We start from the raw sequence: 23,092 nt of genomic DNA, 5'->3' as shown, positions 1-23,092 counted from the left end.
ACATTCACTGGCATTTTTCTTACGCGCCGATGGCAAAAAAAAACGGACCGTTTCCGGTCCGCCTTGGGCTCTACCTTCCGCTTTTACTTCTGCGCTATCGTCGGCTGGCCCGGCGCATTCGCGCCATCCCAGCCACCGCCCAGCGCGCGGATCAGCGCCACGGTGGTCACCGCGCGATTGCCGCGCAACTGCACCGCGCTACGCTCTACCGCCGCCAGGTTGCGCTGAGCGTCCAGCAGATCCAGATAACTGGAACGGCCGGCCGAATACAGCTTCTGCGCCAGGTCCGCCGAACGGCGGGCCGACACCAGCGCATCTTCGATCTGCGCCGTCTGGCCAGCCAGGATACGCAGGCCCGCCAGGTTGTCTTCCACTTCCGCGAACGCCACCAGCACGTTCTGGCGATAGGTACCGACCGATTCCTCCAGCGCCGCTTCGCTGCGCGTGATATTGGCCTTGTTGCGGCCGCCATCGATCAACGGCATCGACATCAGCGCGCCCAGCACCCACGAACGGCTGCTCCACTTGAACACGTCGGCGACGGTATCACCCGAAATGCCGCCGGCGTTGGCGTTCAGCGTCAGCGCCGGGAACATCGCCGACTTGGCGACGCCGATGCGGGCGTTCGATGCTTCCATCGCGCGCTGTGCGGCGGCGATGTCGGGACGGCGCTCCAGCAGCGACGACGGCAGGCCGGCGGGAATCGCCGGCAGCAGCGACGTATCCAGCAACGGACTGGCGCCGGCCGTGTAGCTGGCCGCCGGTTTGCCCAGCAGGACCGCCAGCGCATGCTCGGTCGTCACGCGCTGACGCTGCAGGCCGATGGCTTCGGCGCGGGTGGTGGCCAGCTCGGTCTTGGCGCGTGCCAGGTCGAACTCGCCGATGTCGCCCAGGTCGAAGCGACGCTGGTTGACCTTGACGTTTTCTTCGCGGGTCTGCACCGTGCGGTTCAACGTTTCCAGCTCGGCGTCGGTGGCGCGCAGACGGAAGTAGGTCTGCGCCACGTCGGCCTGCACCGACAGCAGCACCGAACGATAGGTCGCTTCGATGGAAGCGGCGTCGTTGCGGGCGGCGCTGACGTTGGACGATACGCGGCCGAACAGGTCGACTTCGTAGCTGGCCGTCAGATTGGCCTGGAACACATTGCCCGGTGCGACCGGCGTACCGGCAGGCAGGCCGAGCGCCACGTCGGACTGGCGCTGGCGCGCGGCGCCGACGTTGACGCCGACTTGCGGAATGCGGTCGGCTTCGGCGACGCCGGCGATGGCGCGGGCCTGCTTGACGCGGGCCGCGGCGACCGCCAGGTTGGCGTTGGCCTTGGTGGCTTCCGCGATCAGCTCATTCAGGGCCGTATCGTTGAAAGCCAGCCACCACTCGCCGCGCGGCTGCGCTTCGGCGGCCTGCGCCTGTTTCCAGGTGCTGCCGTCGGCGGCGACTTTTACCGCTGCTTCAGGCAGCTGCGATTCCTTGAACGCGGTTGGCACGTCCATCGCAGGCTGCTTGAATTCCGGCGCGGCGCATGCGGTCATCAGCAAGGCTGCCAATACAGGCGCTACACCTTTTGCGATCATATGCAGCTTGTTCATATTAATGAGTCCCTTCCAGTTTTGCCACAGCGGCGTCGCCGGCCACGGCAGGTTTTTTCTTCTCCAGGCGCACGGCCAGCTTGCGCAGCAGGACGTAGAACACCGGCGTCAGGAACAGGCCGAAGAAGGTCACGCCCAGCATGCCGGCAAACACCGCCACACCCATTGCATGACGCATTTCCGAACCGGCGCCGTGCGAGAACACCAGCGGCAGCACGCCCATGATGAATGCGATCGACGTCATCAGAATCGGACGCAGACGCAGGCGGCAGGCTTCCAGCGCCGCTTCAACGATGGTGCGGCCATGGTGTTCCAGTTCGCGTGCAAACTCCACGATCAGAATCGCATTCTTCGACGCCAGTCCCACCAGCACAAACAGTGCGATCTGCGTAAACACGTTGTTGTCGCCGTGGGTCAGCTTCACGCCGACCAGCGCGCACAGGATCGACATCGGCACGATCAGGATCACCGCCAGCGGCAGGGTCCAGCTTTCGTACTGGGCGGCCAGCACCAGGAACACCAGCAGCACGCACAACGGGAACACATACATCATCGTGTTACCGGACAGGATGTCCTGGTACACCAGTTCGGTCCACTCGTAGCCGATACCTTTCGGCAGCACCTCGTTGAGGATCTTGGTCATCTCGGCCTGTGCTTCGCCCGACGATACGCCGGCGGCGGCGCCGCCATTGATCTCGGCAGCCACGTAGGCGTTGTAGCGTTGAACGCGGTCCGGGCCATAGCTGTCCTTGACGCGCATCAGCGACGACAGCGGAATCATCTCGCCCTTCTCGTTGCGGACCTTCAGCTGGGCGATATCCTCGGCGTGCGAACGGAACTGCTGGTCAGCCTGGACGCGCACCTGGTAGGTACGGCCGAACTGATTGAAGTCGTTCACATACAGCGAACCCAGGTTGATCTGCAGGGTCTGGTAGATCGTCTGCAGCGGCACGCCCAGTTGCTTGGCCTTGGCGCGGTCGATGTCGGCGAACAGCTGCGGCACGTTGATCTGGTAGCTCGAGAAGACGCCGGCCAGTTTCGGGTTCTGCCATGCCTTCATCTGCACCGCCTGGATCGCCTTGTACAGCGCGTCGTAACCCAGGTTGTCGCGGTCTTCGATCATCACCTTGAAACCACCGGTGGTGCCGAGGCCATTGACCGGCGGCGGCGACAGCACCATCACGAACGCGCCTTCGATGCTGCCCATGCGCTTGTTGATTTCAGCGGCGATCGCTTCAGCCGATTCGCTCTTCTTGGTGCGTTCCTCGAACGGCTTCAGCGGCGTGAACACGATACCGGCGTTCGGCGCGTTGGTGAAGCCGTTGATCGACAGGCCAGGGAAAGCCACCGAATCAGCCACGCCTGGAATTTCCTTGGCGATGTCCGACATCTTGCGGATCACGGCCGTGGTGCGGTCCAGCGAAGCGGCGTCCGGCAATTGCGCGAAACCGATCAGGTACTGCTTGTCCTGCGCGGGGACGAAGCCCGGCGGCACGATCTTGAACATGAAGCCTGCGGCCACCGCCAGCACGGCGTACACCACCAGCGAACCGCCCTTGCGCTTCAACACGCCGGTCACGCCGGTTTCATAGCCTTGGGACGCGCGGTTGAAGAAGCGGTTAAACCAGCCGAAGAAGCCGCCGAACACCTTGTCCATGCCACGGGTCAGCGCATCCTTCGGCGCGTCGTGCGGTTTCAGCAGCGATGCCGCCAGGGCCGGAGCCAGGGTCAGCGAGCTGAATGCCGAGATCACGGTCGAGATGGCGATGGTCAGCGCGAACTGCTTGTAGAACTGGCCCGACAAGCCGGAAACGAAGGCGATCGGCACGAACACGGCGCACAGCACCAGCGCAATCGCGATGATCGGACCGCTCACCTCTTTCATCGCCTGGATGGTCGCGTCATGCGGCGACAAGCCGTTCTGGATGTTACGTTCGACGTTTTCCACCACCACGATCGCATCATCGACCACGATACCGATGGCCAGCACAAGGCCGAACAGCGACAGCGTATTGATCGAGAAGCCGAAGGCCAGCATCACGGCGAAGGTACCCACCACCGAGACAGGAACGGCCAGCAGCGGAATCACCGATGCACGCCAGGTTTGCAGGAATATGATCACGACCAGCGCCACCAGGATGATTGCCTCAACCAGGGTGTGGATCACCGAGCGGATCGATTCGCGCACGAATTGGGTCGGGTCATATACGATGCTGTAAGTGACGCCTTCCGGGAAATCTTTCGACAGGCGGGCCATCGTCGTCCGCACGTCGGCCGACAGCTGCAGCGCGTTGGCGTTGGGTGCTTCGAAAATGGGGATCGCCACCGCCGAATTATTGTTCAGCAGCGAGCGCAGCGCGTAGGAGTTCGAACCCATCTCCATGCGGGCCACATCCTTCAGCAGCGTGACCGCGCCGTCGGTGTTGACCTTCAGGATGATATTGCCGAATTCTTCTTCGCTTTGCAGACGGCCTTGCGTGTTGACGGTCAGCTGGAAGTCCGCGTTCTTGGTCGGACCCTGGCCGATAACACCGGCAGCCACCTGAACGTTCTGCTCGCGGATCGAATTCACCACATCGCTTGCGGTCAGGCCGCGCTGCGCCACTTTTTGCGGATCGAGCCAGATACGCATCGCGTAGTCGCCGGAACCGAACAGCTGTACCTCGCCCATGCCTTGCAGGCGGGCCAGCTGGTCCTTGATGTTCAGCACCGCATAGTTACGCAGGTACAGGTCGTCGTAACGGCCGTTCGGCGATTGCAGGTGGACCACCATGGTCAGGTTGGGCGACGACTTGACGGTCGTCACGCCGATCTGGCGCACCTCTTCCGGCAGGCGCGGCAGAGCGCGCTGGACGCGGTTCTGCACTTGCGTTTCGGCCTGCTCGACGTTGGTGCCGATCTTAAAGGTGACGGTCAGCGCCAGCGCGCCGTCCGAGGTGTTTTGCGAGGACATGTACAGCATGTTCTCGACGCCGTTGATCTGTTCCTCAAGCGGCGCGGCCACGGTTTCGGCGATGATCTTCGGATTCGCGCCCGGATACTGCGCGCGCACCACCACCGATGGCGGCACCACGTCCGGGTATTCCGAGATCGGCAGCTTGAAGATCGAGATCAAGCCGGCGACGAAGATGATGATCGACAGTACCGCCGCGAAAATCGGCTTGTCGACGAAAAATCGAGATATGTTCATATTGTTTTATTCCTTGGCAGTGCCGGTCTTGGTCGTGACTGCGGCTACTTTTTCATCTTTTTTAGCTTCCGGTTTCGCCATGCTGGCCGCCAGCGGATCGGCATCCATCGGCACCACGGTCGGCGTGATCGGCGCACCTGGACGCACGCGCTGCAGGCCGTTGACGACGATCTTCTCGCCCGGCTTCAGGCCGTCGCGCACCACGCGCAGGCCGTCGATCTGAGGGCCCAGGGTCACAGGGCGGTATTCGGCCTTGTTGTCCTTGTCGACCACGAACACGAACTTGCGGTTCTGGTCCGTGCTGACGGCACGCTCGTTGATCAGCAGCGCCGACTTGGCGCCGGTGGAACCGGCCAGCTGCACGCGGGCGAACAGGCCAGGCACCAGCGCGCCGTCGGTGTTGGCGAAGGTGGCGCGCATGCGCACCGAACCGCTGCGCGGATCGAGCTGGTTGTCGACGAATTCCAGCTTGCCCTCGTGCGGGAAGCCGGTTTCGTTGGCCAGGCCGATCTTGACGGTGGCGGGCTTGCCCTGGTGGGCGGCGGCGCCGACGCGCAGGTAGGTGTCCTCATCGCCGTCGAAGGAGGCGTAGATCTGGTCCAGCGAGACCACCGAAGTCAGGACCGCCGAAGCGTCGACCAGGTTGCCCAGCGTGATTTCCGCTTTCGACACGCGGCCGTTGATCGGCGACGTCACCTGGGTGTAGCTCAGGTTCAGTTTCGCCGCCTCGTACTGCGCTTGCGCGGCGCGGGCGTCGGCGTCGAGCTGCTTGAAGCCCGATGCCGAAGCGTCGTATTCGCGTTGGGCGATGGCTTTGTCGGCCAGCAGCTTCTCGGCGCGGGCCAGCTCCACCTTGGCCAGGTCGGCCTTGGCGCGGGCCGAACCGGCGGCCGCTTCGGCGCGGTTGGCTTCGGCCTGGTACGGACGCGGATCGATCACGAACAGCGTATCGCCCTTCTTGACCTGGCTGCCCGGCTTGAAGTTGATCGCGGTGATGAAGCCGCCGACGCGCGGACGGATCTGCACCTGCTCGATCGCCTCCAGGCGGCCCGAGAACTCCTGGGTCTCGGTGATGGTTTTCTCGACCACGGCGGCGGCCGAAATCGGTGGCCCGCCGGCGGCAGGCGCCTCGGCCGTCTTGCCGGTCGCATCGTCGCAACCAGAGAGGCCGAACGCGGCCAGTCCCGCCAGCGCCATAGCGGCGGCCAAAGGCCGTGCCACAGCGGTGAATTGTTTAATGTTTTTCATGTTAATTCCCTTTTATATGAAAATATTTAATAGAAATGGCGGCACCGGCTGCCTCAACGAAAATCGAGAAAACACGGTACTAGCGCCCCGCTGGCAAGCCAATGGGGACGTGACTACAGATACTGCAGATGGTTTGGGCTATCCCTATGAGGCTGGCGGCGTCTCGGACCGTTCCAGGCCAGTGATGAAACTGGCGATTTCTCCCAGCGCGTAGCACTTGCACGCGCATTCGTTACGCGCCCCCGTGTCATGCAGGGGCGCTGGCGGCATGCGGATGACGGTGGTCTTGACGCCACACGAAATCAGCTTGGCGCCGTATTGTTCCGCCTCGTCGCGCAGCGGATCGTCTTCGGTCGACAAAATCAAGGCCGCCGGCAGGTTCTTCAAGCGGCTCGACTGCAGCGGCGACGCATACGGGTGCGTACGGTCGGCGGCGTTCGGCAGGTAACCGCGGTAGGCCGCCGCGCAGGCGTCGGCCACGTCCAGCAGTTCCGGCGCAGCCTGCATTTCGCGCATCGAGCAGGTGCTCAGGCCCGGATCCAGCATCGGCATGATCAGGATCTGGCCGGCCAGCGCCGGGCCGCCGCGGTCGCGCGACATCAGCGCGCAGACGGCTGCCAGGTTGGCGCCCGCTTCGATGCCGGCCACCAGCAGCTGCTTGCCGCTCCAGCCAAGCTTGCCCTTGTTCTTCTTGGCCCACAACAGTACCGCGTGGGCGTCTTCCACCGCCGCCGGGAACGGGCTGGTGGTGGCCAGCGTATAGCCGGCGGCCAGCACCGCGTGCTCCTGGTTGTCGTCGGCCAGATAGCGCAGAAACATATCCGCGTCATCCAGGTCGCCGCCGACGAAACCGCCGGCGTGGAAAAATACGATCAACGAATCGCGCTTGGCGCCAGCTTCGCCGCTGGTGTACAGGCGTGCCGGCAGCGGACCTTCCGCGCCGCGCACTTCCAGGTTGCGGATCTTCAGCTGATCCGACAACGGGCGCAATTCGTCGACCGGGTTATTCATCGCGGCACCGTCGGCTGGGCGGTCGACAGCATGGCGGTATCGTCGCAGGCCACGGCGTCGCCCATCTCCACCTGCTGGGTCAGGGCACGAAAGCCGCTCACCTCGGCCTTGGCCGTCTGCGAGTAGGCATCGGTATAGACGACGCCCGCCAGGGCGACCGAAGTCAGCGCCAGTGCGATCGTTGCAAAAATTCCGTCCCGATATTTCATGATGATTCCCCTTTCCTTCGTACTTTCCATGGTGCAGTACAACAATCTTAAACTTGTTCTACAATCCGATAAATAGTGCAATGTTGAATTGATTGTTCAGGATTCCGAACAATGGGGATGAAAGATGAATAAACTTCAAGCGATGGAGGTCTTCGTGCAGGTAGTCGACGCCGGCGGCTTCACGCGCGCGGCTGAAAACATGCAACTGCCCAAGGCCACGGTCTCGACCCTGATCCAGTCGCTGGAGGGGGCGCTGTCGGTCAAGCTGCTGCACCGGACCACGCGCCAGGTCAGCGTCACGGCCGACGGCGCCGCCTATTATGAACGTTGCCTGCGGATCCTGTCGGACGTGCGCGAGGCCGAGGAATCGCTGTCGCGCACCCGGCTCAGCCCCAGCGGCCGGTTGCGGGTCGATGCGCCGACCGGTTTGTCCAGCGAGGTGATCGTGCCCGCTCTGCCCGACTTCTTCGCCCGCTACCCGGACATCTTGCTGGAGCTGGGTTCCAGCGACCGCACCGTCGACCTGATCGAGGAAGGCGTGGACTGCGCGGTGCGCGGCGGCCAGCTGGGCGACTCCAACCTGATCGCGCGGCGGGTCGGCATCCTGCACTTCGTCACCTGTGCCACGCCGGACTACCTGTCGCGCTACGGCAAGCCGTCGCACCCGAATGAACTGATGCGCCATCGCTGCGTGAATTATTTTTCCTCGCGCACGGGTAAAATCTTCGACTGGGATTTTACGCGCGACGGCGAACGGGTGCAGGTCGCGCTGCCCGGCCACATCGCCCTCAACGACACCAACTCCTACACGGCGGCGGGGCTGGCCGGACTGGGCATCGTGCAGATGCCGAATTTCCTGATGGAGCCGATGATTAAAGACGGCCGCTTTGAAACGCTGCTCGACGACTGGACCACCGACCCGCTGCCGGTGCACGTGGTCTATCCGCAAAACCGCCACCTGTCGGCCAAGGTGCGGGTGTTTGTCGAGTGGGTCGCCGAACTGTTTTCCAACCACCCAGGCATGCGTCTGCCGAAAGCGCCGCCGCCGGCCGCGCGTGCCATACCATTTGAGGTTGCCCTATGACCGCAGCAAAAGAACCGCACCGCATTGTTTTCCTCGACCGCGACAGCGTCATCGCCAACGTGCGCAAGCCCGCGTTCGCGCACGAATGGACCGAGTATCCGGCCACCAAGGCGGCCGACGCGGTGCAGCGCCTGCGCGACGCCCGCGCCACCATCGCCATCACCAACAAGGTGCCGCTGTCGGCGCAGGACCTGGCGCAGCTGCCGGAGCTGAAGATGATCGCGGTGGCGGCGACCGGCACCAACATCGTCGACCTGAAGGCGGCGCAGGAGCGCGGCATCGTGGTCTCCAACATCCGCAACTACGCGGTGCACACGCTGCCCGAGCACACCTTTGCGCTGATCCTCGCGCTGCGCCGCCAGCTGGTCGCCTACCGCGCCGACATCGAGGCGGGGCTGTGGCAGAAATCCGAGCGTTTCTGCCTGTTCGGCCATCCGGTCTCGGACCTGGCCGGCAGCCGCCTGGGCTTGTTCGGCTACGGCGCGCTGGGCAAGTCGGTGGCGCAGATCGCGCGCGCGTTCGGCATGGAAGTCGTGGTCCACAACCGCTCGCCGCTGCCGGACGCGCAGGCGGACGGCGTGCGCGAGGCTGGCTTCGACGAGGTGCTGGAAAGTTCCGACATCATCAGCCTGCACCTGCCGCTGACCGACAAGACGCGCAATATGATCAGCGCCAAGGAGCTGATACGCATGAAGCGCAACGCGCTGCTGATCAACACCGCGCGCGGCGGGCTGGTGGACGAACTGGCGCTGGCCGACGCGCTGCGCGCGGGCGTCATCGCCGGCGCCGGCTTCGACGTGCTGGTGACGGAACCGCCGCCGGCCGACAACCCGCTGCTCAACCTGCGGCTGCCGAACTTCATCCTGACGCCGCACTCGGCCTGGGCCAGCTCGCAAGCGATGCAGGTGCTGGTCGACCAGCTGATCGACAACCTCGAAGCCTGGGTCGCCGGCGCGCCGCGCAACGTGGTTTAAAAGCGGGGCCGGTTGCCGGAACTGCCCCCGCCTTAGAAGGTGCCGGGCAGCAGGATATTCTTGTCGACCTGGCGCACATCGCGCAGGCCGCAGAAGGCCATCGTCAGGTCGGCTTCATTGCGGATGATGTCCAGGCACTTGGCCACGCCCTGCTCTCCCATGGCGCCGAGGCCGTACAGGAACGGGCGGCCGATGTAGACGCCCTTGGCGCCCAGCGCCACCGCCTTGATCACGTCCTGGCCGGAGCGGATGCCGCCGTCCATGTGTACTTCGATCTGTTTGCCGACCGCGTCGACGATCGCCGGCAACGCGCCGATCGACGATTGCGCGCCGTCCAGCTGGCGGCCGCCGTGGTTGGAGACGATCAGCGCATCGGCGCCGCTTTCCACGCACAGGCGCGCATCTTCCGCATCCATGATGCCCTTGATGATCAGCTTGCCGCCCCAGCGCTGCTTGATCCATTCGACATCCTTCCACGACAGGCTCAGGTCGAACTGCTGGCTGGTCCACGACGACAGCGAGGACATATCCGATACCGACGTCGCATGGCCGACGATGTTGCCGAAGCTGCGGCGTTTGGTGCCCAGCATGCCGAGGCACCAGCGTGGCTTGGTGGCGAGGTTGAGCAGGTTGGCGATGGTCAGCTTGGGCGGCGCCGACAGGCCGTTGCGCAGGTCCTTGTGGCGCTGGCCCAGCACCTGCAGGTCCAGGGTCAGCACCAGCGCCGAGCAGCGCGCGGCCTTGGCGCGGTCGATCAGGCGGTTGATGAATTCGCGGTCCTTCATCACGTACAGCTGGAACCAGAAAGGCTTGCTGGTGTTGGCGGCGATGTCTTCGATCGAGCAGATGCTCATGGTCGACAAGGTGAACGGCACGCCGAATTTTTCCGCGGCCTTGGCGGCGAGGATCTCGCCGTCGGCGTGCTGCATGCCGGTCAGGCCGGTGGGCGCCAGCGCCACCGGCATCGCCACGTCCTGGCCGATCATGGTGCTGGCCAGCGTGCGGTTCTCCAGGTTGACGGCGACGCGCTGGCGGAACTTGATCCTGCCGAAGTCTTCGTTGTTGGCGCGGTAGGTGGATTCGGTCCAGGAGCCGGCATCAGCGTAATCGTAAAACATGCGCGGCACGCGCTTCTGAGCCAGTTTGCGCAGGTCTTCAATGTTGGTGATGATGGTCATGCACTCTCCTCCGGAACGATGTCGTCAGATCATCGGGCATTTCAGCAAAAATGCCAAGCAAGATGGAAATTCTCCCCTGCAAATAATCACCGGCCTGCGCGGCGGCTGCGGCACCGGCCGAAAAATACTAAAAAAACAATAAATCTCGTGCACTTTCAGTAAATAAATAATAATATTATTGATCCTATATCATGCCGAAAGGGGAAGTCATGGGTATTCGATTGATAGCATCGGCGCTGGCGGCGGCGGTGTGCCTGCCGCTGAGCGCACTGGCCGACGTCAGCTACACCTACACCGGCAATCTGTTCACCGATTCGCAGGCGCTGGTGGCCTGGGACGGCCAGCCGCCGGACAGCGTCGCGGAGGTGTCGGCCGCCGCCGCTGCCGCGCTGCTGACGGACCGGACGTCATTGACGTTCAGCGTGCCGGTGTACATTCCGCAAGGCTGGAGCTCGTTTTCCAGCACGGGCCCCATCAACGGCGCCCTGGCCGCGCCGCTGATAGCGCTACAAGCCGGCGGCTACGCCGATCCCGGCGTGACGTGGAGCGGCAGTTCCAGCCTGGTGGCGGACCACGGCCACGTCTCGCTGCAGCCAGCCCCCATCCCTGATCCGGAACCACCCTATTACCAGCCGCCGGTGATCACGGTGTCGGTGCATGTGGGGACGAACAATCAGATCGACGCCTGGGAAATCTCGCTGGCGCCCGGCTATATCCCCGCCACGTACCTACTGACAGCCAGCTTGTCGAGCTCCAGCACCAGCGGCGATAAATTATCCTACGACTACATCGACAGGCATTTCAGCAACGAACAGCAGGCCTCCAACAGCAACGCCGGCGCCTGGGCGGTCAGCGGCAGCCCGGTGGCGCCGGTGCCCGAGCCTGCCGGCTACGCGCTGATGCTGGCCGGCCTGGCAACCATCTGCACGCTGGCGCGCCGCCGTCGCGCATAAGCCGAAAGGAGAAATCATGGCTATTCGATTGATCGCAACCGCGCTGACGGCCGCGGCGTGCCTGCCGCTGAGCGCAATGGCGGACGTCAGCTACACCTACACCGGCAATCCGTTCACCGACTCGCACGCGCTGGTGAGGTGGGAAGATGCGCCGCCGGAGAGCGTCGCGCAGGCCTCGGCCGCCGCCGCAGCCGCGCTGCTGACGGACCGGACGTCGTTTACGTTCAGCATGCCGGTGTACATTCCGCAAGGCTGGAGTTCGTTTTCCAGCACGGCCCCCATCGGCGGCGCCCTGGCCGCGCCGCTGATGGCGCTACAAGCCGGCGGCTACGCCGATCCCGGCGTGACGTGGAGCGGCAGTTCCAGCCTGGTGGGCGACAGCGGCCACATCTCTCTGCAGCCGTCCAACGCCCCTCCCCCCGACGATTACACGCCGGCGGCGATCTCCGTGTCGGTGCATGTGGATACGAACCATCAGATCGACGCCTGGGAAATCTCGATGACGCCTGGCTACATACACAGCAATTTCTCGCTGGATGCCAGCCTGTCCAGTTCCAGCACCAGCGGCGACAAATTATCGTACGTCTACTTCACCAGCTTCAGCAACAGCACCCAGGACGCCTCCAACGGCAACGCCGGCGCCTGGGCGGTCAGCGGCAGCCCGGTGGCGCCGGTGCCCGAGCCTGCCAGCTACGCGCTGATGCTGGCCGGCCTGGCGGCCGTCGGCACACTGGCGCGCCACCGTCGCGCATAAAGAAAAAGGGCCTGAAGATTTCTCTTCAGGCCCTTCCACTTACGAATTTTGGTGCGGCTGGCAGGAATTGAACCCACGACCCCTTGGTTCGTAGCCAAGTACTCTATCCAGCTGAGCTACAGCCGCGAAAGACAACATTATAGCAGTGCAAGTTCAAATCCAGAAGGGCTATGTTGAACATTCTTTTCAAGCGAGCACGATTGGCGATTTTGCATGTGAGCGCGCCGCTATCGTTTTAATATTGAAGACCCGTCACCCACGTAAAGGCACAGATCATGGCAACGAAGTTGATGCTCGGCGCGCTTGTCGGCGCGCTGTCCATGCCGCTTGCGGCACTGGCCGATGTCACCTACACCTATACCGGCGCCACCTTCAACGACGTCAATGTGCAAACCTGGCTGGACCCCGAAGTGCCGCCCGAGGTCGCCCTGGCCCAGAGCGCGGCGGCCAAGGCCATCCTGCTGAACGACCACATCGGCATCACGCTGACCACGCCGGTCTACATCCCCACCGGCTGGAGCAGCATTACGTACACCGGCATCACCGGCGAACTGTCGGGGCCGTTGTACGGGCTGCAAGCGGACTATCCGGGCGCCGGCGCCAGCTGGACGCTGACCAACAGCGCCTTCGGCGGCAGCGGCCACATCCAGCTGGACAACATCGGCGCCTTCGATCCCTGGCTCGACAGCCGCCTGACGGTCTCGCTGCACGTCGGCAGCGGCAACGTCATCGACGCCTGGGACATCAGCGTGCTGCCGGGCGAAGCCTATAGCGCGCCGAACTGGGATATCCACGTCGCCAGTTCCAGCACCAACGGCGACAGCCTGCTGCATGAATTCGGCGCGGCCCACTACGCCCAGCGCCGCGAAGCGGCCACCACCGACATCGGCACCTGGGCCGTCAGCGGCAGCCCGGTCGCCGCAGTGCCGGAGCCGGCCAGCTATGCCCTGCTGCTGGCCGGCCTGGCGCTGGTCGCCGGCGCGGCACAAAGAAAAAGGGCCTGAAGATTTCTCTTCAGGCCCTTCCACTTACGAATTTTGGTGCGGCTGGCAGGAATTGAACCCACGACCCCTTGGTTCGTAGCCAAGTACTCTATCCAGCTGAGCTACAGCCGCGAAAAACAAGATTATAACAGCGTTTTCCTGTTTGGCGAAGCATTTTCCTGAGAGAACTACATTGGCAATCAGGTGCTTACACTTAAAGGAAAAGGGCCTGGAGATCGCTCTCCAGGCCCTTCTACTCACGAATTTTGGTGCGGCTGGCAGGAATTGAACCCACGACCCCTTGGTTCGTAGCCAAGTACTCTATCCAGCTGAGCTACAGCCGCGTTGCATGCATTATAAAGCATTAATTTCGTTTTGCAAAGTTCGATATTTTCTATCGTTTAGTTGGTCAGGCTTACGAAAAGCCGAATCAACCACCCTGCAAACTGCTTTACCGCATCTTCCTTCAAGCAGCTTGCCGCTCGAAAGAAGCAGCATTATAGGGACACTCCCCCGGCTTGTCCAGCACTCTCTGTCAGGTGCCGAATTCGGCCGCGGCCTTGGCCGACCACAGGGCCTCGTTGTAGGACGGATACGGATCGCCGTAGCAATCGACCCGGTCCCCGGCGCCGACGAACTTGACCCACCAACCGGCGCTGTCGGCGACGATGGCGATATCGCCGTCGCGACAGTTGCCGGCAATCTGCTCGTTTTGCTCCAATACAACAATATTGACCCTGCGGTGCCGCACCACTGTCGCCATCTGCATTCCTCCTTTATGCCAGTATAGATGGTGCCCCGCACGACCGGCGCGGGACAGCGCCGGCCGCCTCATTCATAACGGTGATCTCGATCATCATCAATAAAAATTTGCTTTCGATTGCGCGTTGCAGCATGATTCATCTGTCTCCTCTATTCTCCTCCAAGGAAATAGATTTAGCCCGCTCCTGTAGCGGGCTTTTTTTTTACCGTGTACGATTCGATCAGCTTTGCCTTTCCATAAGAGAGATGACAAATTGACAGGTCGCACCGTATGAACCCTACCGACTCCACCGTGCCGCCCGCCCCCGACTGGTCGCGCACCGCCCTTGGCGATCCCGCCGGCTGGCCGCTCAGCCTGCGGGTGACGGTGGACATCCTGCTCAATTCCCCGCAAGCCATGCTGCTGATGTGGGGCCCCGAACAAATCATGGTCTACAACGAGGCCTACGCCGAACTGACCGGCCTGCCCAGCCTGCGCGCGCCCGGCGGCGGCGTGCCGTCCATGCAGCCAGCCGCGTGGAGCTGGAACAGCGAAGCCATCCGCCTGGCCTGGGAGGGCCGCGGCGCCAGCTACCGCGGCCGCAGCCTGCCGGTCTGGCGCAACGGCGGCGTGCAGCAATTGGCGCTGGACCTGTACTACACCCCGGTACGCGGCGACGGCGACCGCGTGGCCGGCATCCTGTGCACGCTGGCGCCGGCCCGCGCCGCGCCGGCCGCCGGCAACGTCGCGCCGCTGCGCCTGCTGGTGGTGGAGGACAACGCCGACGCCCGCTACCTGGTGTGCGAGACGCTGCGCGCGCTGGGCCACGAGGTGCAGGCCGCCGGCAGCGGCGAGGAAGCGCTGCCGCAGCTGGCCGCACAAGCGTTCGACGTGCTGTTTACCGATGTCAGCCTGCCCGGCATGTCGGGGGTCGACCTGGCGCGCCAGGCGCTGCGCCAGGCGCCCGGGCTGGAACTGCTGTTCGCCTCCGGCTATGGCGAGGAACTGACCCGCCACCTGGAATTCCCCGCGCAATCGTTGCAAAAACCCTACGATATCGAACAGCTGCAGGCGGCGCTGGAACAGATCGGCAGCCGCCGCTCCGCCCGCGCGGCCTGAGGCCGCATCCGCCGGTCAACCGTGCGGTGCCGCTGCGAGGCTTGGAGCTACAATAAGGCAACCGTTCAACGTTCAGCGTTAGTCTGCCGAACTGTGGCCGCCGCCCGGCTGCCGCAGCGATCGCGGCAGCCGGCAGCCCCCCACATGATTCTTCCAAATGAGCCTATCGAAACACTGCCGCGCAGCATAGCGGACGATGACACGCTCACCACGCCTGAGGCCATGCACCGGGAGTTGTTGAACGCGCGGGCGGCGCTGCGCCAAAGCCAGATGGAATTGCGCGCGCTGGCCAATTCCATGCCGCAGCTGGCCTGGATCGCCGAGCAGGACGGCACCATGGTCTGGTACAACGAACGCTGGTACGACTACACCGGCACCACCCCCGCGCAGATGGCCGGCGACGGCTGGAAGCAGGTCTACGCCCCCGATTGCGTCGACGCCATGGAGCAGCACTGGGATGAATCGCGCGGCAACGGCACGCCGTTCGAACTGGAGGTGCCGATCCGCAGCGCCGGCGGCGAATTCCGCTGGTTCCTGACGCGCGCCAATCCGGTCCACGGCAGCGACGGCGAAGTGCTGCGCTGGTTCGGCACCAGCACCGACGTCGACCAGGTCAAGCGGGTGCAGGAAGCGCTGCGCGACGAAACCGCCGTGCTGGAACTGCTCAACCGCAGCGGCAGCGCCATGGCCTCGACCCGCGACCTGCAGCCGTTGCTGCAGGAAGTGACCGACGCCGCCACCAGCATCAGCGGCGCGCGCTTCGGCGCGCTGTTCTACCACGACACCGGCGCCGACGGCGATACGCTGATGCTGCACACGCTGTCGAGCGGCGCGCCGGACAGCTTCGCCGCCTTCGGCCAGCCGCGCGCGACCGCGCTGTTCGGTCCCAGCCTGCGCGGCGAAGGCACGGTGCGCAGCAACGACCTGCTCAAGGATGCGCGCTACGGCCTGAACGCGCCCCACCACGGCGTGCCGCGCGGCCACCCGCCGGTGCGCAGCTACCTGGCGGTGCCGGTGGCGCTGCGCAGCGGCGCCGTGATCGGCTGCCTGTTCTTCGGCCACCCGGAGCCGGACATGTTCACCGAGCGCACCGAGCGCATCATCGGCGGCATCGCCGCCCAGGCCGCCGTCGCGATCGACAACGCGCGCCTGTACGAAGCGTCGCAGCAGGCCGCCGCCGAGCGCAAGGTGCTGCTCGACAGCGAGCGCCAGGCGCGCGCCGAGGCCGAGCGCACCAGCCAGATGAAGGACGAGTTCCTGGCCACGCTGTCGCACGAGCTGCGCACGCCGCTGACGGCGATCCTGGGCTGGGCCCAGGTGCTGCGGCGCGGCAGCCGCGACCAGGCCGACCTGCACCGCGGCCTGCAAACCATCGAGCGCAACGCCCGCGTCCAGGCCCAGCTGATCGAGGATTTGCTGGACATGAGCAGCATCACGTCCGGCAAGGTGCAGTTGGAAATGCTGCCGCTGGCGCCGGCCGCCATCGTCGCCGCCGCCATCGACACCGTGCGCCCGGCCGCCGAGGCCAAGCAGATCGAGATCGACAAGGACTTCGACCGCGCGCCCGGCATGGTGTCCGGCGACGCCAACCGCCTGCAGCAGATCGTCTGGAACCTGCTGACCAACGCGCTCAAGTTCACGCCGCGCGGCGGCAGCGTCAAGGTCGGCGTGCGGCGCGAGGGCGACCACATCGCCATCAGCGTGCGCGACAGCGGCATCGGCATCGCCGCCGGCTTCCTCGGCCATGTCTTCGAGCGCTTCCGCCAGGCCGACGCCACCACCACCCGCAAGCACGGCGGCCTGGGATTGGGGCTGTCCATCGTCAAGCACCTGGTCGAGCAGCACGGCGGCACCGTCAGCGCCGCCAGCGAGGGCGAAGGCCTGGGTGCCTGCTTCACCGTGCGGCTGCCGCGGCGCGGCGGCCGCGACGAGGAGCCGGCCGCCAATGGCCAGCGCCCGAACCTTCGTGCTGCAGCGCACGATTTATCCGGCCTGCAGGTGCTGGTGGTCGACGATGAAGACGACGCCCGCGAGCTGATCAAGCGCATCCTGGCCGACTGCAACGCCGACGTGCTGACCGCCGCCACCGCCACCGAAGCCTTGAGCTTGCTGCAACATGCGCGGCCGGACCTGATGGTCAGCGACCTCGGCATGCCGGAGGTGGACGGCTACGGCTTGCTGGACCGCATACGGGCGCTGGGACCGGCGCGCGGCGGCGACCTGCCGGCCATCGCGCTGACCGCCTTCGCCCGCTCCGAAGACCGCATCAAGGCGCTGTCCAGCGGTTTCCTGGCGCATATTTCCAAGCCGGTCGAGCCGAACGAACTGATCGCCAAGGTGGCGGCGATGGGCGCGGCCCAGCGCCACGCCTGAAAGCGATATGCGGGTGTCAACGGCCATGGACAAAATATCTATATTGCAATTGTTCTCACTCCTACTTTTAGACGCGGCAATGTCCTACAAGCAATTTGAGGAACCCTTGTTAAACTACAGGAACACGAAAAAACGGGTACAATAATTTCCACACGGAAATATATGCACGCTTGTGTGCGCCGCAGCACGGAAGCTTGGGTTATTATCGAAATACTATTGCGCGTTATTGAGACAAGACAGAGAACCTTATGCCGAGCCGAGATGAAATCCTGCACGCCAAAATCCTGGTGGTGGATGACAGTGCCGACAACGTCGAGCTGATGTTGGAGATCCTGCGCGAAGCCGGTTATACCGATGTCGCCTCGACCATGCTGCCCGAACAGGTGTGCCCGCTGCACCGCCAGCATTGCTACGACCTGATCCTGCTGGACCTGCAGATGCCGGGCCTGAACGGCTTCCAGGTCATGAAGGGACTGAAGGAAATCGAACAAGGCGGCTACCTGCCGGTGCTGGCCCTGACCGCCCAGCCGAGCTTCAAGATCGCCGCGCTGGAAGCGGGCGCGCGCGACTTCATCAGCAAGCCCTTCGACCTGCTGGAGGTGCACAAGCGCATCCACAACATGCTGGAAGTGCGGCTGCTGTACAAGGAGCTGGCGCAGTACAGCCGCCAGCAGCAGGAACTGGCGCTGCACGATCCGCTGACCAGCCTGCCCAACCGCCGCCTGCTGGAAGACCGCATCTCGACCGTGCTGCAGCACGCCACCCGCCAGCAGAACAAGGTGGCGGTGATGTACCTGGACCTGGACGGCTTCAAGACCATCAACGATACCCACGGCCACGCCTACGGCGACGAAATCCTCAAGATGGTGGCGCAGCGCCTGATCGGCTGCTCGCGCAAGGAAGATACCGTGGCCCGCGTCGGCGGCGACGAGTTCGTCATCGTGATGGGCAATATCACGCAACTGGGCGACACCCAGGAGCCGGCCGCCAAGCTGATCGAAGCGGTCTCCGAGCCCTACGTGGTCAACGGCCTGACGCTGCAGCTGTCGACCAGCATCGGCATCGGCATCTATCCGGACGACGCCGACGAGGTGGCCTCGGTGATCGCCGCGGCCGACGCCGCCCTGTACGAAGCCAAGCGCTCCGGCAAGAACCGCTACTGCACCGCGCAGATGGTGCGCAAGCAGCCCGCCCCACTCCACACGATGTCCACCACGCCGGCATAAGGCGCCGGGGTCCGCCCCCGCGCGCCATGGCCGGCTGATGCTTGATGCTTAATGCGCGGCGGCCTCTTCTTTTTTCTGGCCCGCCTCGGTGCACTCGTCGACCTTGCCCGCGTGCTGATGGTCGTCGTGCGCGTTCACCATGTCAGGAGCCACCTCGATGCGCGTGATACCGGAATCAACCGAGATCGGATCGCTGGCCGGGAACGTCATTTCCAGGCCGCCGTCCAGCAGGGTCTCCTTGGCCTGCTCTTCCGGCGTGGCCTGCTCATGCTCGGCCAGCGTGGCGATCGCCGCCGCCCATTTGACGAATTCCAGATTGGCCAGCTCGCGCACCGTGTGCACGTTGAAGGCCTGCGCCAGCGCCTTGGCGTCCTTGGCGCTGATGCCGCGCAGGGCGCTGGTCGGCGCGTCGGCCAGCGCGCGGAAACTCAGGCCTAAGTACTCTTTGTCCACGACAGTATCGATATTCATGATGGGATCCTTTGGGTTAACGTACCGATTCACTGTGCCAGCGCCCCCGCCATGGGTCTGTGCGCGGGCGAACACTGGGTCGGCGCCGGCCGCCGCGACACCATTGCCGCGCTCGATTGACCGGGCGCTTTTGACATTCATATATGCAATTGCTATGATCGATTGGTGCTTCTCTGGCAGCTTCCAGGCCGCGAAGATTTCGCCGTGTCAGCATCGTACAGAGACCCCGTGCCCAAACTAGACAAACCGAAGATCCTGGTCGTCAACGACGATGCCAACAGCCTGTTTGCGCTGACCAGCTTGCTTGGCCAATGGGCCGGGCAGGAATCCTATGAGGTACTGGCGGCACGCTCGGGCCAGGACGCGCTGCGCCAGGTGCTGATGCACGACTTCGCCGTGATCCTGCTGGACGTCAACATGCCGGGCATGGACGGCTTCGAAACGGCCGAGGCGATCCACGCGCGGGCGCGCTCGGCCGACATTCCCATCATCTTCATCACCGCCTTCCTGGCCGACGAGCTGGACCGCCTGAAGGCGTACCAGCACGGCGCCGTCGACTTCCTGTTCACGCCGGTCATCCCGCAAGTGCTGCACGCCAAGATCGCCGTGTTCGTCGCGCTGGCCATGAAGAACGAGGAATTGAAAAAGCAGGCACGCCAGCTGAGCCTGCGCACCACCGAACTGACCGCCGCCAACAAGAAGCTGACGCGCGAGGTCGAGGAGCGCCAGGTGGCGGAGCGGCAAAACCACGCCAAGGATGAGTTCCTCGCCATGCTGGGCCACGAGCTGCGCAATCCGCTCAGCGCCATCAGCAGCGCCGCCTCGCTGATCGGCCTGCCGGGCGTATCGGCCGACGGCGTGCAGCGCGCCAAGAAAATCATCCAGCGCCAGAGCCAGCACCTGGGCCGCATCGTCGACGACCTGCTGGATCTGTCGCGTGCCATGTCGGGCAAGATCCTGCTCAACCGCGTGCCGCTGGACCTGGCCACCCTGGTCACGGCCTCGCTGGAAACCTACCGCGCCACCGGCCGCAGCACCGACTACGAACTGGTGCAGGACCTCGACGCCGGCTGGATCGACGGCGACAGCACGCGGCTGGAGCAGATCACCAGCAACCTGATCGACAACGCGCTCAAGTACACGCCGGCCGGCGGCCGCATCGAAGTGCGCACCTGGACCGAGAACGACGACGTGGTGCTGAGCGTGCGCGATACCGGCGTCGGCATTTCCGCCGATTTGCTGCCGCATGTGTTCGACGTCTTCGTGCAGGGCACCAGCACGCTGGACCGCTCCCAAGGCGGGCTCGGCATCGGCCTGTCGCTGGTGCGCCGCATGGCCGAGCTGCACGGCGGCAGCATCGACGCCGAAAGCAAGGGTCCGGGCGGCGGCAGCACCTTCACGCTGCGCCTGCCGCGCATCGAGCACCAGTTGGCCCCCGCGCCGGCGCCGGTCAGCGCGCCCGAGCACGGCAAGCCGAGCGTGCTGCTGATCGAAGACAACGACGACGGCCGCGAAATGATGACCATGATGCTCAGCTGCTACGGCTATGACGTGCGCTCGGCCGCCGACGGCCTGCTGGGCCTGGAAGCGGCCGAGCGCTTCCAGCCGGACCTGGCGCTGGTCGACATCGGCCTGCCCGGCATCGACGGCTACGAGGTGGCGCGCCGCCTGCGCGCCGATCCGGCCACCCGCGACATCAAGCTGATCGCCCTCACCGGCTACGGCCTGGCGGACGACCTGCGGCGCGTGATGGACGCCGGCTTCGACCGCCACCTGGTCAAGCCGGTCGACATCGACCAGCTGATGGAAGTGATCGGCAGCTGCGCCCGCGTGCCCGTCAAGCAGTAGACGGCAGGGCCCGGCACGCTTGCCGCCCCGGAGTGCGCCACGACTTGCAAAGCTCGGGTATGATCGGCACACAGCGTAGTCCGCACCGTTCGACCTAACAGAGAAAACAATGTCCGTACCGGCCCCGCAAGAACAACAAAACCAGCAACAGGACGCCCTGCGCAGCGCCGATTTGAGCGAGCTGCTCGGCCATGTGCATACCTGCTGGGACAATGAACGCCGCTCGCTGTCGCGCCAGTTGCACGACAGCCTGGGCTCGTCGCTGACCGCGCTGACCATGCACCTCGGCCTGCTGATGCAGAAGATGCCGCAGGAGCCGGCCCTGCAGGACCGCGCCGCCCACATGAAAAAGCTGCTGATGCAGATCGTCGAAACCAACCGCCAGATGCAGATCAAGCTGTGGAACGACAAGCTGGAATTCCTCGGCGTGCGCGTGGCCCTCGATGAGCTGACCGGGCAGTTTGGCCAGCAGCACCAGATCGCCGCGCGCTGCAGCCTGCCGGACGACGAGCTGGACTGCCCGCGCAGCCACGGCATCGTGCTGCTGCACACGCTGGAGGAAGCGCTGCGCAACATCGCCGCGCACGCGCAGGCGACCGAGGTCGATGTCATCGTCGACGACAACGAGGACGAGGTGATGCTGACGGTGAAGGACAACGGCGTCGGCCTGAGCGGGCCGGTATCGGCCACGCCGGGCCAGGCCACAGGCAAGTTCGGCCTGCGCATGGCGCGCGAACGCGCGGCCTACCTGGGCGGCACGCTGACGCTGTCGGCCGGCGCCGAGGGCGGCGTCACGCTGACCATGGTATTGCCGAAAAACCCTAGTGCAGCTTGACCAGCGGCGTGGTGCGCTTGATCAGGAAGCGCGCCAGCGCCAGCACGCCGGTGCGCACCGTGCCCAGCACGGCCTGGTGATGCATCAGGTGCAGGCTCACATACATCATGCGCGCCACAAAGCCGTCGACAAACCAGCTCAAGCCCTTTAGCGAGCCCATCAGGCTGCCGACCGAGGTGGTCTGGCCGAACGACACCAGCGAGCCATAGTCGCGGTACACATAGGGCTTCGTTTGCGGCGGCTTGTTGTTTTGCTGGCGCATGAAGGTCTGCAGCAGGTAATCGGCCTGCTGGTGCGCGGCTTGCGCGCGCGGCGGCACCAGCTTGCCGTCCGCGCCGGCGCAGGCGGCGCAATCGCCCAGCGCGTAAATATAATCGTACCCTCGCACCGCCAGGTCGCCGCCGACGTCGAGCTGGCCCGACTTCGCCGTCGGCAAGCCCAGCTCCTTGAGGAAATCGGGCGCCTTGATGCCGGCCGCCCACACCACGATCTGCGCCGGGTAGACGGTGTCGCCGGCCGTCACCCGGTCGGCGGCGATGGCGGTCACGCGGGTATCGGTGACCACGGTGACGGCGCGCTGCTTCAATAATTCCAGCGCGGCGGCCGAGACTTTTTCCGGCAGCGGCGCCAGGATGCGCGGCGCCCCTTCCAGCAGGGTGATGCGGACGTCGCGCTCGGCCTGCAACTGGCGGAAGCCGTAGGCGGCATACACGCCGCTGGCCTCGCGCAGCTCGGCCGCCAGCTCGACGCCGGTGGCGCCGCCGCCGATGATGACCACGTCGACGCCGGCCTCGATCTGCGTGCTTTTCTTCAGTTCGGCCGAGGTCAGCAGCTTGAGCAGCGTCAGGCGGAAGCGCTCGGCGTCTTCGGTGGCGTTGAGGGAAATGGTGTTGTCGGCCGCGCCGGGCACGCCGAAATAATTGGAGGTGCTGCCGACCGCGATCACCAGCGAATCGAAGCGAACCTGGCGTTCGGGCAGCACCTGCTCCTGCTGCCGGTCCTGGCGGTCGCCGCTGAAGATGGCGCCCACGGTCAGTTGCCGCTGCGCCGCATCGAGCGCCAGCATCGGCCCGTAGACAAAGGTGAAGCCGTTGTCGTGCGCCAGCATCTGGTAGGACAAGCCTTCCTGGTGCACGTCCAGCGTGCCGGCCGCCACCTCGTGCAGCGACGGCTTCCAGATATGGAACAGCCGGCTGTCGACCAGCATGACCGCTTCCGGCCCCAGCTTGCGGCCGAGTTTGCAGGCCAGCTCCAGCCCGCCCGCCCCGCCGCCTACTATCACGATTTTGCTATGCAAACGCTTCTCCT

The 23,092-nt window shown here is 64.7% G+C and carries 19 protein-coding genes and 3 tRNA genes; 10 read left to right on the top strand and 12 right to left on the bottom strand.

The window, feature by feature from the left end; all coding sequences use genetic code 11:
* Positions 1 to 83: 83 nt before the first annotated feature.
* From ACEN9F_RS31420 to ACEN9F_RS31400, 5 genes are all read right to left on the bottom strand, one after another.
* The gene (locus ACEN9F_RS31420) at positions 84 to 1,586 is read right to left on the bottom strand and encodes an efflux transporter outer membrane subunit (RefSeq protein ID WP_413426698.1); all 1,503 of its coding nucleotides are present in this window, start codon (positions 1,584 to 1,586) and stop codon (positions 84 to 86) included.
* Position 1,587: 1 nt separating this feature from the next.
* Entirely contained in the window at positions 1,588 to 4,776 is a 3,189-nt protein-coding gene (locus ACEN9F_RS31415) for an efflux RND transporter permease subunit (protein ID WP_413426696.1), read from the bottom strand.
* 6 nt (positions 4,777 to 4,782) lie between these two features.
* Positions 4,783 to 6,024: an efflux RND transporter periplasmic adaptor subunit gene (locus ACEN9F_RS31410; protein WP_413426694.1), complete on the bottom strand. Its 1,242-nt coding sequence runs from the start codon at positions 6,022 to 6,024 to the stop codon at positions 4,783 to 4,785.
* Between the two features lie 144 nt (positions 6,025 to 6,168).
* Complete coding sequence (locus ACEN9F_RS31405; RefSeq protein WP_413426692.1) at positions 6,169 to 7,035, bottom strand: alpha/beta hydrolase; 867 nt, start codon at positions 7,033 to 7,035, stop codon at positions 6,169 to 6,171.
* Positions 7,032 to 7,244, bottom strand: a complete 213-nt coding sequence (locus tag ACEN9F_RS31400; protein WP_413426690.1) for a hypothetical protein — start codon at positions 7,242 to 7,244, stop codon at positions 7,032 to 7,034. Before ACEN9F_RS31400 ends, ACEN9F_RS31405 begins: the two co-directional genes overlap by 4 nt.
* Before the next feature lie 124 nt (positions 7,245 to 7,368).
* Here ACEN9F_RS31400 and ACEN9F_RS31395 point away from each other — a divergent pair, with 124 nt between their 5' ends.
* Both ACEN9F_RS31395 and ACEN9F_RS31390 read left to right on the top strand, forming a co-directional pair.
* On the top strand, positions 7,369 to 8,328 hold the full coding sequence (locus ACEN9F_RS31395; protein ID WP_413426688.1) for a LysR substrate-binding domain-containing protein: 960 nt from the start codon (positions 7,369 to 7,371) through the stop codon (positions 8,326 to 8,328).
* The gene (locus tag ACEN9F_RS31390) at positions 8,325 to 9,302 is read left to right on the top strand and encodes a D-2-hydroxyacid dehydrogenase (protein ID WP_413426686.1); all 978 of its coding nucleotides are present in this window, start codon (positions 8,325 to 8,327) and stop codon (positions 9,300 to 9,302) included. The genes ACEN9F_RS31395 and ACEN9F_RS31390 overlap by 4 nt, the downstream gene beginning before the upstream one ends.
* A gap of 32 nt (positions 9,303 to 9,334) precedes the next feature.
* Here the strand turns inward: ACEN9F_RS31390 and ACEN9F_RS31385 are convergent, their stop codons facing one another.
* Positions 9,335 to 10,480 carry an L-lactate dehydrogenase gene (locus ACEN9F_RS31385; protein WP_413426684.1) on the bottom strand — a complete coding sequence of 382 codons (1,146 nt, stop codon included), beginning with the start codon at positions 10,478 to 10,480 and terminating at the stop codon, positions 9,335 to 9,337.
* 209 nt (positions 10,481 to 10,689) lie between these two features.
* Between ACEN9F_RS31385 and ACEN9F_RS31380 the strand changes: the two genes are divergently transcribed.
* Together ACEN9F_RS31380 and ACEN9F_RS31375 are read left to right on the top strand one after the other, a co-directional pair.
* On the top strand, positions 10,690 to 11,433 hold the full coding sequence (locus ACEN9F_RS31380; protein ID WP_413426682.1) for a PEP-CTERM sorting domain-containing protein: 744 nt from the start codon (positions 10,690 to 10,692) through the stop codon (positions 11,431 to 11,433).
* 16 nt (positions 11,434 to 11,449) lie between these two features.
* A complete protein-coding gene (locus ACEN9F_RS31375) occupies positions 11,450 to 12,187 on the top strand; it encodes a PEP-CTERM sorting domain-containing protein (RefSeq protein ID WP_413426680.1) in 738 nt (245 codons plus the stop codon).
* Between the two features lie 49 nt (positions 12,188 to 12,236).
* On the opposite strand, the gene ACEN9F_RS31370 is transcribed toward ACEN9F_RS31375, so the two are convergent.
* A tRNA-Arg gene (locus ACEN9F_RS31370) sits at positions 12,237 to 12,313 on the bottom strand.
* 149 nt (positions 12,314 to 12,462) lie between these two features.
* Here ACEN9F_RS31370 and ACEN9F_RS31365 point away from each other — a divergent pair.
* The gene (locus ACEN9F_RS31365; protein ID WP_413426678.1) at positions 12,463 to 13,191 is read left to right on the top strand and encodes a PEP-CTERM sorting domain-containing protein; all 729 of its coding nucleotides are present in this window, start codon (positions 12,463 to 12,465) and stop codon (positions 13,189 to 13,191) included.
* 34 nt (positions 13,192 to 13,225) lie between these two features.
* On the opposite strand, the gene ACEN9F_RS31360 is transcribed toward ACEN9F_RS31365, so the two are convergent.
* The 3 genes from ACEN9F_RS31360 to ACEN9F_RS31350 all read right to left on the bottom strand — a co-directional run bounded on the left by ACEN9F_RS31360 (position 13,226) and on the right by ACEN9F_RS31350 (position 13,939).
* A tRNA-Arg gene (locus ACEN9F_RS31360) sits at positions 13,226 to 13,302 on the bottom strand.
* A gap of 135 nt (positions 13,303 to 13,437) precedes the next feature.
* Positions 13,438 to 13,514, bottom strand: a tRNA-Arg gene (locus ACEN9F_RS31355).
* Positions 13,515 to 13,705: 191 nt separating this feature from the next.
* Positions 13,706 to 13,939, bottom strand: a complete 234-nt coding sequence (locus ACEN9F_RS31350; protein ID WP_413426676.1) for a hypothetical protein — start codon at positions 13,937 to 13,939, stop codon at positions 13,706 to 13,708.
* Between the two features lie 264 nt (positions 13,940 to 14,203).
* Between ACEN9F_RS31350 and ACEN9F_RS31345 the strand changes: the two genes are divergently transcribed.
* From ACEN9F_RS31345 to ACEN9F_RS31335, 3 genes are all read left to right on the top strand, one after another.
* Positions 14,204 to 15,031, top strand: a complete 828-nt coding sequence (locus ACEN9F_RS31345; RefSeq protein ID WP_413426674.1) for a response regulator — start codon at positions 14,204 to 14,206, stop codon at positions 15,029 to 15,031.
* Positions 15,032 to 15,175: 144 nt separating this feature from the next.
* Positions 15,176 to 17,404 (top strand): ATP-binding protein, encoded by a 2,229-nt coding sequence (locus ACEN9F_RS31340; protein ID WP_413426672.1) that lies wholly within the window; start codon positions 15,176 to 15,178, stop codon positions 17,402 to 17,404.
* A gap of 248 nt (positions 17,405 to 17,652) precedes the next feature.
* Positions 17,653 to 18,630: a diguanylate cyclase domain-containing protein gene (locus ACEN9F_RS31335; protein WP_413426670.1), complete on the top strand. Its 978-nt coding sequence runs from the start codon at positions 17,653 to 17,655 to the stop codon at positions 18,628 to 18,630.
* Between the two features lie 48 nt (positions 18,631 to 18,678).
* Here the strand turns inward: ACEN9F_RS31335 and ACEN9F_RS31330 are convergent, their stop codons facing one another.
* Positions 18,679 to 19,101, bottom strand: coding sequence for a hypothetical protein (locus ACEN9F_RS31330; RefSeq protein WP_413426669.1), 423 nt, complete (start codon positions 19,099 to 19,101; stop codon positions 18,679 to 18,681).
* A gap of 228 nt (positions 19,102 to 19,329) precedes the next feature.
* On the opposite strand from ACEN9F_RS31330, the gene ACEN9F_RS31325 reads away from it, so the two are divergent.
* The gene (locus ACEN9F_RS31325; RefSeq protein ID WP_413426667.1) at positions 19,330 to 20,949 is read left to right on the top strand and encodes a response regulator; all 1,620 of its coding nucleotides are present in this window, start codon (positions 19,330 to 19,332) and stop codon (positions 20,947 to 20,949) included.
* Positions 20,950 to 21,058: 109 nt separating this feature from the next.
* Positions 21,059 to 21,784: a sensor histidine kinase gene (locus ACEN9F_RS31320; protein WP_413426665.1), complete on the top strand. Its 726-nt coding sequence runs from the start codon at positions 21,059 to 21,061 to the stop codon at positions 21,782 to 21,784.
* Here the strand turns inward: ACEN9F_RS31320 and ACEN9F_RS31315 are convergent.
* Positions 21,771 to 23,081, bottom strand: coding sequence for an NAD(P)/FAD-dependent oxidoreductase (locus tag ACEN9F_RS31315; protein WP_413426663.1), 1,311 nt, complete (start codon positions 23,079 to 23,081; stop codon positions 21,771 to 21,773). The genes ACEN9F_RS31320 and ACEN9F_RS31315 overlap by 14 nt on opposite strands.
* Positions 23,082 to 23,092 lie beyond the last annotated feature (11 nt).

Source organism: Duganella sp. CT11-25 (assembly GCF_047302815.1).
In the GTDB taxonomy this organism is placed as follows: Bacteria; Pseudomonadota; Gammaproteobacteria; order Burkholderiales; family Burkholderiaceae_D; genus Rugamonas.
The sequence above is the reverse complement of the archived record's forward strand: the minus strand, read 5'-3'. Positions and strand labels throughout refer to the sequence as shown.

Coding starts and splice junctions, on each gene's coding strand:
- ACEN9F_RS31420 (WP_413426698.1), bottom strand. CDS start 1,586: ATGAACAAGCTGCATATGATCGCAAAAGGTGTAGCGCCTGTATTGGCA.
- ACEN9F_RS31415 (WP_413426696.1), bottom strand. CDS start 4,776: ATGAACATATCTCGATTTTTCGTCGACAAGCCGATTTTCGCGGCGGTA.
- ACEN9F_RS31410 (WP_413426694.1), bottom strand. CDS start 6,024: ATGAAAAACATTAAACAATTCACCGCTGTGGCACGGCCTTTGGCCGCC.
- ACEN9F_RS31405 (WP_413426692.1), bottom strand. CDS start 7,035: ATGAATAACCCGGTCGACGAATTGCGCCCGTTGTCGGATCAGCTGAAG.
- ACEN9F_RS31400 (WP_413426690.1), bottom strand. CDS start 7,244: ATGAAATATCGGGACGGAATTTTTGCAACGATCGCACTGGCGCTGACT.
- ACEN9F_RS31395 (WP_413426688.1), top strand. CDS start 7,369: ATGAATAAACTTCAAGCGATGGAGGTCTTCGTGCAGGTAGTCGACGCC.
- ACEN9F_RS31390 (WP_413426686.1), top strand. CDS start 8,325: ATGACCGCAGCAAAAGAACCGCACCGCATTGTTTTCCTCGACCGCGAC.
- ACEN9F_RS31385 (WP_413426684.1), bottom strand. CDS start 10,480: ATGACCATCATCACCAACATTGAAGACCTGCGCAAACTGGCTCAGAAG.
- ACEN9F_RS31380 (WP_413426682.1), top strand. CDS start 10,690: ATGGGTATTCGATTGATAGCATCGGCGCTGGCGGCGGCGGTGTGCCTG.
- ACEN9F_RS31375 (WP_413426680.1), top strand. CDS start 11,450: ATGGCTATTCGATTGATCGCAACCGCGCTGACGGCCGCGGCGTGCCTG.
- ACEN9F_RS31365 (WP_413426678.1), top strand. CDS start 12,463: ATGGCAACGAAGTTGATGCTCGGCGCGCTTGTCGGCGCGCTGTCCATG.
- ACEN9F_RS31350 (WP_413426676.1), bottom strand. CDS start 13,939: ATGCAGATGGCGACAGTGGTGCGGCACCGCAGGGTCAATATTGTTGTA.
- ACEN9F_RS31345 (WP_413426674.1), top strand. CDS start 14,204: ATGAACCCTACCGACTCCACCGTGCCGCCCGCCCCCGACTGGTCGCGC.
- ACEN9F_RS31340 (WP_413426672.1), top strand. CDS start 15,176: ATGATTCTTCCAAATGAGCCTATCGAAACACTGCCGCGCAGCATAGCG.
- ACEN9F_RS31335 (WP_413426670.1), top strand. CDS start 17,653: ATGCCGAGCCGAGATGAAATCCTGCACGCCAAAATCCTGGTGGTGGAT.
- ACEN9F_RS31330 (WP_413426669.1), bottom strand. CDS start 19,101: ATGAATATCGATACTGTCGTGGACAAAGAGTACTTAGGCCTGAGTTTC.
- ACEN9F_RS31320 (WP_413426665.1), top strand. CDS start 21,059: ATGTCCGTACCGGCCCCGCAAGAACAACAAAACCAGCAACAGGACGCC.